This is a genomic window from Micromonospora sp. NPDC049275, assembly GCF_043197115.1.
Classification (GTDB): domain Bacteria; phylum Actinomycetota; class Actinomycetes; order Mycobacteriales; family Micromonosporaceae; genus Micromonospora.
On sequence record NZ_JBICSN010000014.1, the window covers coordinates 1 to 15,848 of the forward strand.

General features: G+C 69.5%; 15 protein-coding genes. 6 read left to right on the plus strand and 9 right to left on the minus strand.

All coding sequences use genetic code 11. The features are described from left to right. The first annotated feature begins 830 nt into the window (after window positions 1-830). Entirely contained in the window at window positions 831-1,127 is a 297-nt protein-coding gene (locus ACGFIE_RS28160; protein ID WP_393300179.1) for a DUF1540 domain-containing protein, read from the plus strand. Between the two features lie 13 nt (window positions 1,128-1,140). On the opposite strand, the gene ACGFIE_RS28165 is transcribed toward ACGFIE_RS28160, so the two are convergent. Further along, window positions 1,141-3,141: a protein meaA gene (locus ACGFIE_RS28165; RefSeq protein WP_393300182.1), complete on the minus strand. Its 2,001-nt coding sequence runs from the start codon at window positions 3,139-3,141 to the stop codon at window positions 1,141-1,143. Window positions 3,142-3,293: 152 nt separating this feature from the next. Between ACGFIE_RS28165 and ACGFIE_RS28170 the strand changes: the two genes are divergently transcribed. Beyond that, a complete protein-coding gene (locus ACGFIE_RS28170) occupies window positions 3,294-4,145 on the plus strand; it encodes an ABC transporter ATP-binding protein (RefSeq protein WP_393300185.1) in 852 nt (283 codons plus the stop codon). Beyond that, window positions 4,142-4,987, plus strand: coding sequence for an ABC transporter permease (locus ACGFIE_RS28175; RefSeq protein WP_363679851.1), 846 nt, complete (start codon window positions 4,142-4,144; stop codon window positions 4,985-4,987). Before ACGFIE_RS28170 ends, ACGFIE_RS28175 begins: the two co-directional genes overlap by 4 nt. 41 nt (window positions 4,988-5,028) lie before the next feature. Here the strand turns inward: ACGFIE_RS28175 and ACGFIE_RS28180 are convergent, their stop codons facing one another. After that, complete coding sequence (locus ACGFIE_RS28180; protein ID WP_363679853.1) at window positions 5,029-5,877, minus strand: 3-hydroxyacyl-CoA dehydrogenase family protein; 849 nt, start codon at window positions 5,875-5,877, stop codon at window positions 5,029-5,031. Between the two features lie 327 nt (window positions 5,878-6,204). Here ACGFIE_RS28180 and ACGFIE_RS28185 point away from each other — a divergent pair, with 327 nt between their 5' ends. After that, on the plus strand, window positions 6,205-6,834 hold the full coding sequence (locus ACGFIE_RS28185; RefSeq protein ID WP_393300189.1) for a hypothetical protein: 630 nt from the start codon (window positions 6,205-6,207) through the stop codon (window positions 6,832-6,834). Here ACGFIE_RS28185 and ACGFIE_RS28190 read toward each other — a convergent pair. Then, window positions 6,825-8,258, minus strand: coding sequence for a serine/threonine-protein kinase (locus ACGFIE_RS28190; protein ID WP_393300192.1), 1,434 nt, complete (start codon window positions 8,256-8,258; stop codon window positions 6,825-6,827). The two genes, ACGFIE_RS28185 and ACGFIE_RS28190, sit on opposite strands and share 10 nt — an antisense overlap. A gap of 44 nt (window positions 8,259-8,302) precedes the next feature. Between ACGFIE_RS28190 and ACGFIE_RS28195 the strand changes: the two genes are divergently transcribed. After that, window positions 8,303-8,851: an RNA polymerase sigma factor gene (locus ACGFIE_RS28195; protein WP_393300195.1), complete on the plus strand. Its 549-nt coding sequence runs from the start codon at window positions 8,303-8,305 to the stop codon at window positions 8,849-8,851. Between the two features lie 58 nt (window positions 8,852-8,909). Here ACGFIE_RS28195 and murA read toward each other — a convergent pair whose 3' ends face one another. Continuing rightward, window positions 8,910-10,352 (minus strand): UDP-N-acetylglucosamine 1-carboxyvinyltransferase, encoded by a 1,443-nt coding sequence (gene murA, locus ACGFIE_RS28200; protein ID WP_393300198.1) that lies wholly within the window; start codon window positions 10,350-10,352, stop codon window positions 8,910-8,912. On the opposite strand from murA, the gene ACGFIE_RS28205 reads away from it, so the two are divergent. After that, entirely contained in the window at window positions 10,351-10,923 is a 573-nt protein-coding gene (locus tag ACGFIE_RS28205; protein ID WP_393300201.1) for a cob(I)yrinic acid a,c-diamide adenosyltransferase, read from the plus strand. The two genes, murA and ACGFIE_RS28205, sit on opposite strands and share 2 nt — an antisense overlap. 354 nt (window positions 10,924-11,277) lie before the next feature. Here ACGFIE_RS28205 and ACGFIE_RS28210 read toward each other — a convergent pair whose 3' ends face one another. The 5 genes from ACGFIE_RS28210 to ACGFIE_RS28230 all read right to left on the minus strand — a co-directional run bounded on the left by ACGFIE_RS28210 (window position 11,278) and on the right by ACGFIE_RS28230 (window position 15,845). Then, on the minus strand, window positions 11,278-11,733 hold the full coding sequence (locus tag ACGFIE_RS28210; RefSeq protein WP_393300204.1) for a DUF2550 domain-containing protein: 456 nt from the start codon (window positions 11,731-11,733) through the stop codon (window positions 11,278-11,280). Window positions 11,734-11,746: 13 nt separating this feature from the next. Further along, window positions 11,747-12,028 (minus strand): F0F1 ATP synthase subunit epsilon, encoded by a 282-nt coding sequence (locus ACGFIE_RS28215; protein WP_363679867.1) that lies wholly within the window; start codon window positions 12,026-12,028, stop codon window positions 11,747-11,749. Window positions 12,029-12,117: 89 nt separating this feature from the next. After that, window positions 12,118-13,260 (minus strand): LCP family protein, encoded by a 1,143-nt coding sequence (locus tag ACGFIE_RS28220; protein WP_393300207.1) that lies wholly within the window; start codon window positions 13,258-13,260, stop codon window positions 12,118-12,120. Window positions 13,261-13,479: 219 nt separating this feature from the next. Continuing rightward, entirely contained in the window at window positions 13,480-14,916 is a 1,437-nt protein-coding gene (atpD, locus tag ACGFIE_RS28225) for a F0F1 ATP synthase subunit beta (protein ID WP_393300210.1), read from the minus strand. After that, window positions 14,916-15,845 carry a F0F1 ATP synthase subunit gamma gene (locus tag ACGFIE_RS28230; protein WP_266245724.1) on the minus strand — a complete coding sequence of 310 codons (930 nt, stop codon included), beginning with the start codon at window positions 15,843-15,845 and terminating at the stop codon, window positions 14,916-14,918. Before ACGFIE_RS28230 ends, atpD begins: the two co-directional genes overlap by 1 nt. Between the last annotated feature and the right edge of the window lie 3 nt (window positions 15,846-15,848).

A 15,848-nucleotide genomic window follows, 5' to 3' on the forward strand; every position in this document is an offset into this window, starting at 1 on the left:
GGCGAACGCGAGACCAGCAACGGACAGCATGCTCTTACGGAAGATCGTGTTCATGGGGGTAGCTCCTTCGGGGGTAGGAACACCCGCATCACCAGAGGGGCGGTGACGGGGGTGTGAGCACCTCGTCCGGCGCTGCACAAGAAGGGGGAAAGTCTGGGGGGCGGCGCCTGCGAGCGGGGCTCGCGGCGCCCGAGGCGGCCTGCGAGCCGGGGGGCTCGTGGCGCCGGGACCGTGTGTAACGACCGTCGAGCCGGGGTGATTCCCGGGCCGGCGGGCTGGTTCGCTGGCGGGTCGCCCGGGTGAGCGGGTGTGCCGCAGCAGATGGCCGTGCGGGCCGATCAGCCTTGCCGGGGCTACCGGATCTAGCCGGTGCGCTCGGCGGCCCTGCGCGTCGTTCGGGGGTCTGCAACGACCCGACCGGACCGGCCATTCCCACCCTCCATGACAGGGCGGGTGGCCGTGGTCCTGCGATCGTCAGGGTGTGTAACGACCCCCGGCCCGCCACGATTCCAGCCCACGGATGCACCCGATCACACCCAACGCGGCCCCGGAACCGGACATTAAGCCCAGCCCGTCCGAGCCGTGACGGCCGCGTCGAACGCTCGGGCGGTGATCGACACGAGTTCGCCGATATCGGGGTATCCGGGACGCCAGGACACCCCGACATCAGTGGAACTCGTGTTGATCACGCGCAACCTGACGGCTCCGTCGGGACGGCACGAGACGGCCCGATCAGCGATGCCGCCGGGACTGATCGGCGGGCGGACATATCGGGTCTTCGGAGACCGGCAAATGCCTAGGATCGGGGCAAGAGCCTAGAGGAGGTCGGCATGACCACAGCGATGGAGATGCCCCGGGTCCAGGAGTGCGTGGTCGCGGCGTGTGCGTACAACCAGGGCGGTGACTGCCACGCCTTCGCGATCACCATCGGCAGCGTGGACCACGCGCACTGCCACACCTTCGTCGAGTCAGCGGTTCGTGGCGGCGTGGACGGCCTGACCGCCCAGGTGGGCGCCTGCCAGCGTTCCGACTGCCGGCACAACGAGCAGTTGGAGTGCCACGCGTCTTCGATCAAGGTCGGCCCGGACAACGACATGGCCGACTGCATGACGTACGCCGGTCGCTGACCGAAAACGGGGCTCAGGGCAGGTCGTTGGCGTGCCGGATGACCGTCACCAGGTCGTCGATGATGCCGGTGAGGGCGAAGTCCTTCGGGGTGAAGACCCGGGCCACCCCGGCGGCCCGCAGGGTGTCGGCGTCGCAGGCGGGGATGATGCCGCCCACCACCACCGGCAGGTCCGGCCGGCCGGCGGCGCGCAGCCCGTCGAGCACAGCGGGTACGGCGGCCAGGTGTGAGCCGGACAGCACGGAGAGCCCGACCAGATCGACGTCCTCCTCGACGGCGGCGGCCACGATCTGCCCGGCGGTCAGCCGGATGCCCTGGTAGACGACCTCGAATCCGGCGTTGCGGGCGCGTACCGCGATCTGTTCCGCGCCGTTGGAGTGCCCGTCGAGGCCGGGTTTGCCGACCAGCAGCCGGAGCCGGCCGCGGCCCAGCTCGCGGGCCGTGGCGGTGGCCCGCTCGCGGACGGCCGCGAGGCCGGGGTCTCCGCCGCTGCCGGTGGCGCCGGCCAGGCCGGTGGGCGCCCGGTACTCGCCGAAGACCTGGCGCAGCGCGCCGGCCCACTCACCTGTGGTCACCCCGGCGCGTACACATTCCAGGGTGGCGGGCATCAGGTTTGTCGTGGTCGCGGCGTCCGCGCGGAGCCGGGCCAGTGCCGCGTCGACCGCCGCGTCGTCCCGGCCGGCACGCCACCGGCGTACGGAGGCGACGGCCGCAGCCTCGACCGCGGGATCGACCTGTTCGACGACCTCCGCTCCGGCGGCGGTCAGCGGGGAGGGTTCGGTCTCGGCGTACCTGTTGACGCCGACCACCACGTCGGCGCCGGACTCCATCCGGCGGCGGCGTTCGGCCAGCGAGGCGACAAGCGCGCTCTTGAGGTAGCCGGTCTCCACGGCGGCGACCACCCCGCCCAGCTCCAGCACCGTGGCCAGCTCGACGCGCGCTCCGGTGACGATCTCGTCGACGAGCGCGGTCATCACGTGCGAGCCGGCGAAGAGGTCGGGGTATTCGAGCAGGTCCGACTCGTACCCCAGAACCTGCTGCATCCGCAGCGACCATTGCTGGTCCCAGGGGCGGGGCAGGCCGAGCGCCTCGTTCCAGGCGGGCAGTTGCACGGCGCGGGCCCGGGCGTCGCGGGACATCGTCACGCCGAGCATCTCCAGCACGATGCGCTGGATGTTGTTCTCCGGCTGCGCCTCGGTGAGGCCGAGCGAGTTGACCTGTACGCCGTAGCGGAACCGCCGCTGCCGGGCCTCGGTCACCCCGTACCGGTCCCGGGTGATCTCGTCCCAGAGCGCGCCGAACGCGCGCATCTTGGCGATCTCCTCGACGAAACGCACGCCGGCGTTGACGAAGAACGAGATCCGCTGGACCACCTCGCCCATCCGCTCGGCGGGCACCTGACCGGAGTCACGGACCGCGTCGAGCACGGCGACTGCGGTGGCCAGCGCGAAACCCACCTCCTGCACGGGCGTGGCGCCGGCCTCCTGGAGGTGGTACGAGCAGATGTTGACCGGGTTCCACCGCGGCATGGTCTTCAGCGTGTGGGCGATGACGTCCGCGGTGAGCCGCAGCGAGGCGGCCGGCGGGAAGATGTACGTGCCCCGCGACAGGTACTCCTTGATGATGTCGTTCTGCGTGGTCCCGGAGAGCATGTCGACGGTCCGGCCCTGCTCCCTGGCGACCGTGTCGTACAGGGCCAGCAGCCACATCGCCGGGGCGTTGATGGTCATCGAGGTGTTCATCTCGGCGAGTGGGATGCCGTCGAAGAGCGCCCGCATGTCGCCCAGGTGGGCCACCGGCACGCCGACCCGGCCGACCTCGCCGGCGGCGAGTTCGTGGTCCGGGTCGTACCCCGTCTGGGTGGGCAGGTCGAAGGCGACCGACAGGCCGGTCTGGCCCTTGGCGAGGTTGCGGCGGAAGAGGGCGTTGGTCGCGGCGGCCGACGAGTGGCCGGCGTAGGTGCGCATCACCCACGGGCGGTCCCGCTCGGGCAACCGGCTCGGCGTCTCATCCATGGCCGGAGTCTAAGTTACCGTTCAGTAGATCGGGTTGTGGAAAACCACACAGGTCCATGTCGCGGACGTCCAGGCGCGAACTGCCGACAGTGGCGCGCGTCGCCACACCCCGGGGCACCGGAGCGGCCGGTCCAGGGCGCACACTTGACGGCATGGATGACGAGCTGGCGATCTCCGTCCGGGGGTTACGCAAGGCGTACGGCGAGAACGTGGCGGTGGCGGGCGTGGACCTCGACGTCCACCGCGGCGAGGTGTTCGCGTTGCTCGGCCCGAACGGCGCCGGCAAGACCACCACCGTGGAGATCCTGGAGGGCTACCGGCGTCGCGACGCCGGCGAGGTCTCCGTGCTCGGCACCGACCCGGCCCATCCCGACACGGACTGGCGGTCCCGGGTGGGCATCGTGCTGCAGGGCACCGGCGAGTTCGACGAACTGACAGTCGCCGAGGTGGTCCGGCACTTCTCCGGCTTCTACCCCGATGCCGACGACCCGGCCAAGGTGATCGAGCGGGTCGGGCTTGCCGGCAAGGCGAAGGCCCGTACGCACACCCTCTCCGGCGGGCAGAAGCGCCGCCTGGACGTGGCGCTGGGCATCATCGGCCGCCCCGAGTTGCTCTTTCTCGACGAGCCGACGACAGGCTTCGACCCGGAGGCCCGCCGCGAGTTCTGGGAGCTGATCCGCGACCTCGCCGCGGCCGGCACCACGATCGTGCTGACCACGCACTACCTGGACGAGGCCGAGGCGCTCGCCGACCGGGTCGGCGTGATCGCGGGCGGCCTTCTGGTCGAGGTCGCTGCCCCGAACCTGCTGGGCAATCGCCAGGAGGCCCTCGCGACGGTCTCCTGGCGTACCCCGGAAGGCACGCTGGAGCTTGCGCAAACCGCGACGCCGACGGCCCTCGTGGCCGACCTGGCCGCGCGCCACGGCGGCGAGGTCCCCGGGCTCACCGTGACCCGGCCGACCCTGGAGGACGTCTACCTCACCATGATCGGACACGCGCGATGACGACCACCACGAAGCCGGCGACGCCTGTCACCGCGAGCCCCGGCCGGCGGCCGGGCGCCGGCAGCCTCGCCCTGCGCCAGGGCCGCCTGGAGATCACCCAGTTCCTGCGCAGCCGGGAGTCCGTGGTCTTCACCATGGGCTTCCCCATCATCATGATCGTGATCTTCGCGTCGATCTTCCACGGCACGATCGGCGGCGGGGTCAAGTTCACCCAGTACTTCATCACCGGCATGATCGCCACCGGCCTGATGACCGTGAGCTTCCAGAACCTGGGCATCTGGATCCCGGTCGAGCGGGACCGGGGCGTGCTCAAGCGCTACCGGGGCACGCCCATGCCGAAGTGGGTCTGGTTCGCCGGCAAGGTGCTCATGGTGGTGGCGATCGGCATCGCCGAGACGGCGCTGCTGCTGGCCGTCGCGGTGGCGCTGTTCGACCTCGACCTACCCGGCACTGCCGGGAGGTGGCTCACCTTCGGTTGGGTGTCCATGCTGGGGGTGACTGCGTGCACCCTGTGCGGCATCGCCATCTCGTCGCTTGCCCGCAGCGCCCGCAGCGGCTCGGCGGTGGTCACGCCGGTGGCCCTGGTGCTCCAGTTCATCTCCGGGGTGTTCTTCGTCTTCACCGACCTGCCCACCTGGATGCAGCAGGTGGCGGCGCTGTTCCCACTCAAGTGGATGTGCCAGGGGCTGCGCGCGGTCTTCCTGCCGGAGAGCTTCGGCGCCCAGGAGCCGGGCGGGTCGTTCGAACTGGGCCGGGTGGCGCTTGTGCTCGCCCTGTGGTGCGTGATCGGCCTGGCGCTCTGCCTGACCACGTTCCGCTGGACCACCAAGCGCGACGGCTGAGGGTCGACCGGGGCGGGCAGCCGCCCCGGTCGACGTCACTCTCAGTACGTGTAGAAGCCCTTGCCGGTCTTGCGGCCCAGGTCGCCGGCGGTGACCATGCGCTGGAGCAGCTCCGGCGGGAAGAACTTCTCGTCCGCCGTGTCGGTGTAGATGTTCTTCGAGGCGTGCAGCAGCACGTCCACGCCGGTCAGGTCGGTGGTGGCCAGCGGGCCCATGGCGTGCCCGAAGCCCAGGCGGCAGGCGGTGTCCAGGTCCTCGGCCGACACCACGCCGGCCTCGACCAGCTTGACCGCCTCCACCACCAGGGCGGAGATCAGCCGGGTGGTGACGAAGCCGGCGATGTCCCGGTTGACCACCACTACCGTCTTGCCGATCTCCTCGGCGAAGGCCCGCACGGTGGCGAGTGTGGCATCGCTGGTCTTGTAGCCGCGCACCAGCTCGCAGAGCTGCATCATCGGCACCGGCGAGAAGAAGTGGGTGCCGACGACGGCCTCGGGCCGCTCGGTGACCGCGGCGATCTGCGTGACCGGGATTGCCGACGTGTTGGTGGCGAGCACCGCGTCGGACTTGCAGATCTTGTCCAGAGCGCGGAACACCTCGTGCTTGATCTCCAGCCGCTCGAAGACGGCCTCGACCACGATGTCCGCGTCCGCCGCCGCCTCCAGGTCGGTGGTCGGGGTGATCCGCGCGAGCGTCGCCTCGACGTCCGACGCCTCGATCTTGCCCTTCTCGGCGAACTTCTCCAGCGACTTCCGGATGCCGCCGAGCCCTCGGGTGGTGGCCGCGTCGTCCAGGTCGCGCAGTGTCACCTGCCAGCCCGCCTGCGCCGCCACCTGGGCGATGCCGGAGCCCATCAGCCCGGCCCCGACGACCGCGAGTCGACCCGCCATCTGCTTCTCCCTCGCTGCGATTGAGTGCCTGCCTGCACCCTAGTCGGCGAGCCTGAACGACGACTAAGGGCTCCTGGCACCCTCGGCGCCTCACCTGCCGGAGCGCGCCGTCGCCGGACGGCTCGACACGCACGGAACAGTGATCGACGGTGCAGAGGTGCGGGCGCTCAGCGGCGGCCAGCAAACGGGCCGCGTCAGGCCGGCTCCGGCCGTGACATGATGCCGCGCTGGGGTGACGGATTCACGACTCCGCGCCGCGAACAAACTCCCGTCCGGGCGCATCGAACCCTACGACAACAACCCAGTGGAATGAGCCAGGAGCCAACGATGCGTGCAATGCCTGTGGTCGGAACTATCACCTGCCTCCTGTTCGTGGGGGCGTGCTCGTCACCCGCGCACCGGAGCGGCGACGCGGCACCGGCCGGCTCGCCGGAGCAGACGACCAGCGCGCCCACCACCGGGACGTCGGCTTCGCCCACGTCGGCGTCGCCCACGTCGTCTTCGCCGTCCGCGCGGCCGTCCGGCAGCGCCACCAGCACCGCGCTCGTCCTGGGCCCGAACGGGCTCGGCTCGCTGAAGCTGGGAATGTCCCGTGAGCAGGCCACCGCGACCGGCATGCTGCGCCCGTTCGCCGCCTACCGGGACGAGTGCGCGCTGGCCCAACTGCGGTCCGCCCCGGCCGACAGGGGGAATGTCAACGTCTCCCGAACTCTGGGGATCGCCACCATCGACGCGTACGGCAGCATCACGACGCCCGAGGGAGCCCGAATCGGCATGTCCAGCGCCGGGATGCTTCGGATCTACCCGGGGTGGAAGGTGGCCGACGGAGACGCGGCAAACGGTCGTGGCTCCGTAAAGACCCCCGGCAACGACAAGGCCGTCTACCGCATCGCGACGAGAAACGGCACGGTCACCGAGCTGACTCTTCAGTACGCGAACCAGAACTGCTACGAGTAGACGGACCGGATCCGGCCGGCCTGCGGCGCCAGCGAGTTGGACATCCGCAGGCCGGCCAGGATCTCGTCGGTCAGGTCGGTATCGCCGACCTGCTTGATCTGCAGGTAGACGCCATAGCTGCGCTGCGGCACGGAGAGCACCACCTCGCTGAACGAGACCGAGGCGCCACACGATGTCCACCGTCGTACCCGCGCCGGGTTGCCGCCCACGTCCACGGTCCGGTCGGGCTGGTGGACGCAGGAGATGTGACTGGGCAGCGCGGGTGCCGTGCCACCGGCAAGCAGAGCTCTGCTCACACCGACGAACACGCCAGGTATCCCGCTCGCCGGGTCCGGCCAGGCAGTCAGGTCCGGGGCGACCACGAGACCCGGCGCGTGGCCCGCGGGAAGTCGCAGCGCCACCGGATCCCAGCCGGCGTCCTTCAGCTCGCCGGCCCAGCTCGGTGGCACCGCGATGGAAAGGGCACCGGTGGCATCGTCCACGCGTACCCAGCCCGACCGTGCCGGCAGCGTGGAACTGGATGCCGTCGTCGCCAGTAGCGCGATCAGTGCGACCCCGACGCCGACAACTCGCGCCAACTGCCGCACGAACCGGCCACGGCCCGTGTCCCGATCGATCGACGCGATGACCCGATGCAGCTCCTCGGCCATGGCCGCCGCGGACGGCCAGCGTTGCCGGGGATCGTGATGCAGCGCCCGCCGCACCAGGTCATCCACAGTGGATGGAACACCGGGCTGTGCCTGAGACGGCCTGGGCAACGACCGCCCGCCCCTGCCCGCACGGCTGGCCTGGTCGGGAGGGTTCCCGGTCAACATGTGGTACAGGGTCGCTCCGATCGCGTACACGTCGGCGCGGATGTCCAGGCCGCCACCGGGCGTGGCCTGCTCCGGCGGCATGTAGCCGGGTGTGCCGGCGGCGATGGTGAACCCGGACGCGTTCGCGAGCGCCTTGGCCAGACCGAGGTCGGCGACGAGCACCCGATCCCGGTCCGGAGCCGGCTGGAACAACACATTTGACGGTTTGAGGTCACGGTGCAACACACCAGCCTCGTGCAGCACCGTGACCGCGCCGGCGATGTCCGCCGCGACGAGCAGTGCCTCCCGTACCGGCAGCGGCCCCGAAACGAGCCGATCGGCGAGAGTTCCACCGGCCGCGTACGGCATCACCAGGTACGGCCGGCCGTCGGACAGCTCACCGACGTCGAGCACGCGTACGAGCGAACTGGAATCCGTCCGCCGCATGATCCGCGCTTCCTGCTCGAAGCGCTCCCGCAGATCGGCATGGTACGACCAGTTGTCCGCCAGCACCTTGATCGCCACCGAGGCGTCCAGAGCATCGTCGGCGCCGAGCCACACCGTGGCGAACGCTCCGGAACCGATACGCCGCAGAACGCGGTATCGGCCGATCTTGTCGGGCACTGACACGCCCGTAGTATGACCGACGCAACGCTGAGGAACGGGGGCTGAGCATGTCAAAAGATCTTGAAATCGAGGAACTCGCCAGCCGTGCCGCCACGGGCGACACCGCGGCTCTCGATGCCCTGCTGATCAGCATCGGCCCACAGGTCATGCGGCAGTGTCTACGCCTCCTCCCGTGCCGGCAGGACGCCGAAGAGGCGTGCCAGGATGCCCTTCTGCAGGTCGCCCGCAACATAGGCGGTTTCGCGGGACGGTCCAGGTTCTCCACCTGGCTGTACGTCGTCACGGCCAACTGCGCCCGGCAGACGTACCGAAGCCTCAAGCGCCGGGCCGACGAGCAGTCCACGCCACTGCTTCCGCTCGACGCCGCCGACCCGCGAACGACGAGCGTCATCGCGGGCTCCCGGCTCGACCTGCTGGACGCGCTGGAGCGACTGGAGGCTCACCGACCCGAACTCGTTGCCCCTCTGGTATTGCGTGACCTGTGCCAGTTGACCTACGACGAGATCGCCGAGCATCTCGTCATTCCGGTCGGCACGTTGAAATCGCGCATCCACGACGCGCGACGGCACGTGCGGGCGTCGCTGAAGGCCGCCTGACACCGCAAGGGTCGCGGCAATCACTGTCGCTGCCCGGGGCGCCGGGCGGGCTGCGCCCTCAGATCTCCAGAGCGGGCTCCTCCGGGGTCGTGCCCCGCTCGACAGCCACCCCGAGCGCACGCAGGTCGGCCACGAAGTCGGGGTAGCCCCTGTCGACGTGATGGACGTGGGAGACCTCGGTGGCCCCGTCCGCGCACAACCCCGCGATGATGAGCCCCGCGCCCGCGCGGATGTCGGTGGCTCGCACCGGCGCGCCGGACAGCCGCTCCCGCCCCCGGACCACTGCGTGGTGGCCGTCGGTCTTGATGTCCGCGCCGAGCCGCATCATCTCGTTGGCGAACATGAACCGGCCGTCGAAGATGTTCTCCGTGATCAGGGAGGCGCCGTCGCTGACCGCGGCCAGCCCGATCGCCATGGGCAGCAGGTCGGTGGCGAACCCGGGGTACGGCAGCGTCACCACGTCCACCGCCCGGGGCCGGTCGTCCATGCGTACCCGGAAGCCGTCTCCTCGCGTCTCGACCAGGCCGCCGGCCGCGACGACCTTGTCCAGGGCGACCTCCAGGTAGGCCGGGTCCAGCCCGGTCACCGTCACGTCGCCGCGCGTCATGGCGGCACCGAACGCCCAGGTGCCGGCGACGATCCGGTCCCCCACCGTGGCGTGCCGGACGGGGTGCAGGCCGGCGACACCGGTGATCCGCAGGGTGGACGTACCGGCACCGGAGATCCGCGCGCCCATCTGGTTGAGCATCGTGCAGATATCGACGATCTCCGGTTCCCGGGCCGCGTTGTCGATCATCGTGGTGCCCTGGGCGAGCACCGCCGCCATCACCAGGTTCTCGGTCGCACCCACGCTGGGGAAGTCCAGCACGATGTCGGCGCCGCGCAGCCCGTGCGGGGCCTCGGCGATGACGAAGCCGTGCTCACCGGAGATCTCCGCGCCCATCCGCGTCAGCCCGGAGATGTGCATGTCCAGCCCGCGCGATCCGATCGCGTCGCCGCCGGGGTGGGCCACCCGGACGTACCCCCGGCGGGCCAGCAGCGGACCCAGCACGCAGATCGACGCGCGCAGCCGGCGGACCAGGTCGTAGTCCGCGTCCGCGCCCGGTTGCTCGGGTACGTCGATGGTCACGGAACGGGACCTGGCGATTCCGCCCCGTGCCACCATCGGGTCGACGGGGTCGTCCGCGTCGAACCGGACGTCACAGCCCAGCCGGCGCAGCACCTCCCCCATGATCGCGATGTCGGTGATCCGCGGGACGTTGGTGATCACGCTGCGGCCCGGTGCGAGCAGCGCGGCGGCCATCAGCTTCAGCGCCGAGTTCTTGGCGCCGACCACGTGCACGGTTCCGGTCAGCCGTGCCCCACCGCAGATCCGGATGACGTCGACATCGGGGATCGCCGGATCACCGGCGTCGCCGGGCCCCACCGCCGCCGGCCAGCCGGCAGTGGCGTCCGGCCGCGCGGGGATCGTCAGGTCCGGTATCCGTAGGCTGTGCGTCATGGCCGTCCACCTCACGCGCATCTACACCAAGGCCGGCGACGCCGGCATGACCAGGCTGAGCAACAACGAGCAGGTCCCGAAGACCGATCCACGGATCGCCGCGTACGCGGATGTCGACGAGTGCAACGCGGCTATCGGCGTCGCGCTCGCCCTGGGCCAACTCGACGAGGAACTGCAGGGCGTGCTGGCGTCGGTGCAGAACGACCTGTTCGACGTCGGGGCTGACCTGTCCACCCCGGTCGAGCCGGAGCCGAAGTACCCGCCGCTGCGGGTGACCGAGGCGTACGTCGAGCGCCTGGAGGGCTGGTGCGACGAGTACAACGCACGCCTGAGCAAGCTCGACTCCTTCATCCTCCCCGGCGGCACCGCGGGCGCGGCGCTGCTGCACGTGGCGCGGACCACCGCCCGGCGTGCGGAACGGGCGGCGTGGGCGCTGGTCAGCCACGATCCGGATCGGACCAGCCCGCTCCCGGCAAAGTATCTCAACCGGCTCTCCGATCTGCTCTTTATCCTGTCAAGAACGGCAAATCCGGCAGGCGATGTGCTATGGGTGCCGGGCGGCAATCGCTGAAGATGAGCGCCGTGCGGTTGTGGATTCCCCATCTGGCCACAACCACGCGTAGCCGGCACGTGATCGACTCGGCCAGCCGGCCCGACCAGCGCCGAGATCGACTCGGGTTCATGAAAACCGGGGCCTCCCAGCCACAGGGACACCGCGAATTCAAGAAAATCGAGTCGATCAAGCCGAAAAGGCGCGACTCAACCGCACAGGTAACGGCGCCGGACCGACGCACAGCGACAACGACGGGTTTCCGGGGCAGCCCGCCCGGCGCAGGGATCAAGCCTGACCGCCCGGAGCCGGGCGGGCTGCCCCGGAAACCCACAAGAGCAACCAAGGGACCGCCTCAGGCCACCCGAAGCAGCCTCAGGCAGCCGGCCAGTCCTGGGAGGCCATACGCGGCGAGACCGCCCCCGGAGGGGCGGCCTCGAGCCAGGAGAGGAACCCGGTGACGGTCGATCGCGCCATGGCGATCTCCACCGGTGCGTGGTGACTCGTACAGCGGAGGATCACCCAGTCGGCCGGCATGGAGAGCCGTTCCTGCCCTTCGGGCAACCGCCGGCGCTCGACCGCGAGATCCTTGCGGAGGAGAACCCGCTTGGGGCGGAGCGCGAAGCTGAACATCCGATACCAGCGCAGCTCGTCACCTGCGAACCGGCCGAAGCCGGGTGACCAGCCGCGCCCGTCGAGAACTGTGGTGACCCGGACGCTGAGCCGGATGATGCCACCGCTGCGGGTCACGAAGGCCCGCCGGACGAAGAGCACGAGAAGCGCGACGAGGATGACGGCGACGCCGATCCCGATCCCTTCGACGATCTCCATCCTCGGTGTGAACTCAGCGGCTCTGCGCGGAGACCGGGGTTGCGCTCTCGGCCAGCACCGTGACGCCCTCGGCGCTCACCGAGAGGAAGCCGCCGGCCACCTCGTACGCGACCTGCTCGCCGCCGGCCAGCTTGATGCGGACCTCGCCCGGCTCGGCGAGCTGGCCGAGTAGCGGCGCGTGCCCCGGCAGGACACCGAGCTCGCCCTCGGTGGTCCGGGCGACGACCATTTCGGCCTCACCGGACCAGACCTTCTCCTCGACGGCGACGAGCTCGACGTGAAGCTGCTGTGCCACGCTGTCTCCTTGCTGCGGCGACGGATTGCCGAAAGTCTAGTCGTGACGCCGAGCAGACCCCAAGGCGGGTGGGGAGAGCTACGCCACGGCTACTTGGTCTTGTTCTGGAATTCCGGGTGCTCCAGCAGGAACGGGTCCAGTTGTTCATTGTGCAGGGCGGTGAAGAAGTCCGGGACGCCTGCCTGGAACTGCTCACCCTTGTAGGTCTTGCCGTCGAAGACCCCACCACCGGGGAGTTTGATCATCTGGATGGTGTTCGGTCGGATGTTCTTCAGGGCGAGCCCGAAGTCGACAACACTGTTGCCGCGACCGTTGAAGATCAGCGACTGGCCGGCGGCACGGAGCACCTTGTCCAGCTTGATCGGGTTGGCAACCACGTCGGCGCTGAACGCCTGCCCGACCATCGCCTTGACGAACTGCTGCTGGTGGCGCTGCCGACCGTAGTCCGAGTCCGGAACGCCGTTCTTCGGGTACCGCTGCCGGACGTAGTCCAGCGCCTGCCACCCCTTCAGGTGGTGCGTGCCCTTCGTGTAGACCGCCTGCGGCCCGACGTAACCCTCTCCGTACGTCTTGCCCGGCCGCGCAGTGCCGTCCGGCTGCTTGTGCTCGGACCGCACCTCCCTCTCGACGTACATGTCGACGCCACCCATCGCGTCGACGATCTTCTGGAAGCCGGTGAAGTTGATGATCGCGCCACCGTCGAACCGCTTGATGCCCGTCACGTTCTGCACAGTGGTGGCCAACAGCTCGAACCCCCGCGCAGCGTCGGGGTTCTTGCCGGGCACCTTGCTGCCGAACGACATCGCCGCGTTGATCTTGGTCTTCTCACCGGGGAAGTTGGCCTTCTTGAACGCCGGAATCTGCACGTAGAGGTCCCGCGGCACCGAGAACAGGTAGGCCCGGTCCATCGAGGCCGGCACGTGCAGCACCATGATCGAGTCGGCCAGCGGCGCCGCCGTCGGCGTACGCGGGTCGATGCCGACAAGCAGGAGGTTGAGCGGGCCCTTGATGTCGCTCTTCTTCTCCTTGGCGCCCGCCGCCTGGTCACCGAAGAGGTCGGCCTTGCCGACGGCGCCCTCGTAGCGGGCCATCAGCACCTCGGTGCCGACGAGCACCCCGCCGCTGAGCACGGTCAGCACCATGCCGAAGACGGTGCACACCTTGGCCCAACGCGGCACACCCCGCCAGATGGACGACTTGCGGCCACGCTTACCGGCCTTACCCACGTGCATCTCCGTTCGTTACGCCCACAGACATGAGACGGGCGCACGTCGTCGAAAGGTTGCAGAAGTCAGCGCTCGTTCTGGTGAACGCGCGGACCCGACCGTATCTCGCGTGCCGCCGGACCGACGACCACTGGTAACAGACGGCGACGATGGTAAGACGCGAAGATGAACAAAAGACTGCCCCGACATTGCCGGGGCAGTCTTTTGCGGTACGAATCCGGGCTGTCAGCCCTTCATCAGCTCCTCAGCCTTGCGCTCCAGGTCCTCGAGACCGCCGCACATGAAGAACGCCTGCTCGGGGAAGTGATCGTACTCACCCTCGCTGATCTTGCGGAATGCCTCGATGGTCTCCTTGATCGGGACCGTCGAGCCCGGCACGCCGGTGAACTGCTCCGCCGCGTAGGTGTTCTGCGAGAGGAAGCGCTCGATCCGCCGCGCGCGCTGCACGGTGATCTTGTCTTCCTCGGAGAGCTCCTCGATACCGAGGATGGCGATGATGTCCTGCAGGTCGCGGTAGCGCTGCAGGATCCGCTTCACCTCGGTGGCGACCTGGAAGTGGTCCTGGCCGACGAACTCCGGGGCGAGGATCCGGGACGAGGACGCCAGCGGGTCCACGGCCGGGTAGATGCCCTTGTCGGAGATCGACCGCTCCAGGTTGGTGGTCGCGTCCAGGTGGGCGAACGTGGTGGCCGGAGCGGGGTCGGTGTAGTCGTCCGCCGGCACGTAGATCGCCTGCATGGAGGTGATGGCCTGGCCCCGGACGGAGGTGATCCGCTCCTGGAGCTCGCCCATCTCGTCCGCCAGGGTCGGCTGGTAACCCACGGCGCTCGGCATGCGGCCGAGCAGCGTGGAGACCTCGGAACCGGCCTGGGTGAAGCGGAAGATGTTGTCGATGAAGAGCAGCACCTCCTGCTTCTTCACGTCCCGGAAGTACTCCGCCATGGTCAGCGCGGAGAGCGCCACCCGCAGCCGGGTGCCCGGCGGCTCGTCCATCTGGCCGTAGACCAGCGCGGTCTTGTCGATGACGCCGGACTCGGTCATCTCGGCGATGAGGTCGTTGCCCTCGCGGGTGCGCTCACCCACGCCGGCGAACACCGAGGTACCACCGAAGTTGCGGGCGACCCGAGTGATCATCTCCTGGATGAGCACCGTCTTGCCGACGCCCGCACCGCCGAACAGACCGATCTTGCCGCCCTTGACGTACGGGGCGAGCAGGTCGATGACCTTGATGCCGGTCTCCAGCATCTCGGTCTTCGGCTCCAGGTCCGCGAAGGCCGGGGCCTTGCGGTGGATACCCCAGCGGTCGTCCGGGGTCAGGGTCTCGCCCTCTTTGAGGTTGAGCACCTCGCCGATCGCGTTGAACACGTGGCCCTTGACGGCGTCGCCCACCGGAACGGTGATCGGCTCGCCGCGGTCGGTCACCTCGGCGCCGCGGACCAGGCCATCGGTCGGCTGCATCGAGATGGCGCGGACCAGGTTGTCACCCAGGTGCTGGGCGACCTCCAGGGTCAGCGTCTTCTCACCGCCGGACAGGTTCACCTTGACGTTGAGGGCGTTGAACAGGGGCGGCATGGCGTCGCGCGGGAACTCGGCGTCGACGACCGGGCCGATGACCCGGACCACGCGACCCGTGGCCGTCTTGGTCTCTACTGGTGCAGTCATCACACTTCACTTCCCGACGCGGCCAGCGCGTTGGCGCCGCCGACGATCTCGCTGATCTCCTGGGTGATCCCGGCCTGGCGAGCCGAGTTCATCTCGCGCGTGTACTTCTCGATCATGTCTTCGGCGTTGTCGGTGGCGCTCTTCATCGCCCGCCGACGCGACGCCGACTCACTCGCCGCCGACTCGATCAACGCCGCGTAGATCCGCGTGTTGATGTACCTCGGCAGGAGCGCGTCGAGCAGCGCCTCCGCCTCCGGCTCGAACTCGTACGCCGGCAGCAGCCCCTCGGAGCGCGGCCGGTCCTCCACCTGCATCGGACCGATCACCTTGGTGACCGGGCTCTGCGTCATCAGCGAGTGGAACTCGGTGTAGACGATGTGCAACTCGTCGACGCCGAGCACCCCGTCCGCACCGGCCCCGCCGTCGGCGTCGTCCGCACCGGCCGTGAACGCCTTGATCAGCGTCTCACCCACGGTACGGGCGTCCTCGAACGACGGCTGCTCACTGAAGCCGGTCCAGTTCGCCTCGATCGGCCGGTCGCGGAACCGGTAGAACCCGACGCCCTTACGCCCGATGACGTAGAGCACCGGCTCCTTGCCGTCCGCCTTGAGCCGCGCGATCAGCGACTCCGCCATCCTGATCGCGTTGGAGCTGTAACCGCCGGCCAGGCCACGGTCGCTGGTGACCAACAGGACGCCCGCCCGCCGCACCCGCTCGCGCGGGGTGAGCAGCGGGTGGTCGATCCGCGCGTTGGACGCCAGCGCCGTGAGCACACCGGTGATGGCCTGGGCGTACGGCAGGGACGCCTGCACCCGGGCCTGGGCCTTGGCGATCCGGCTCGTCGCCACGAGCTCCATCGCCTTGGTGATCTTCTTCATCGACTTCGCCGAGCGGATCCGTTGACGAAGAACGCGTACCTGGGCCGCCATCGG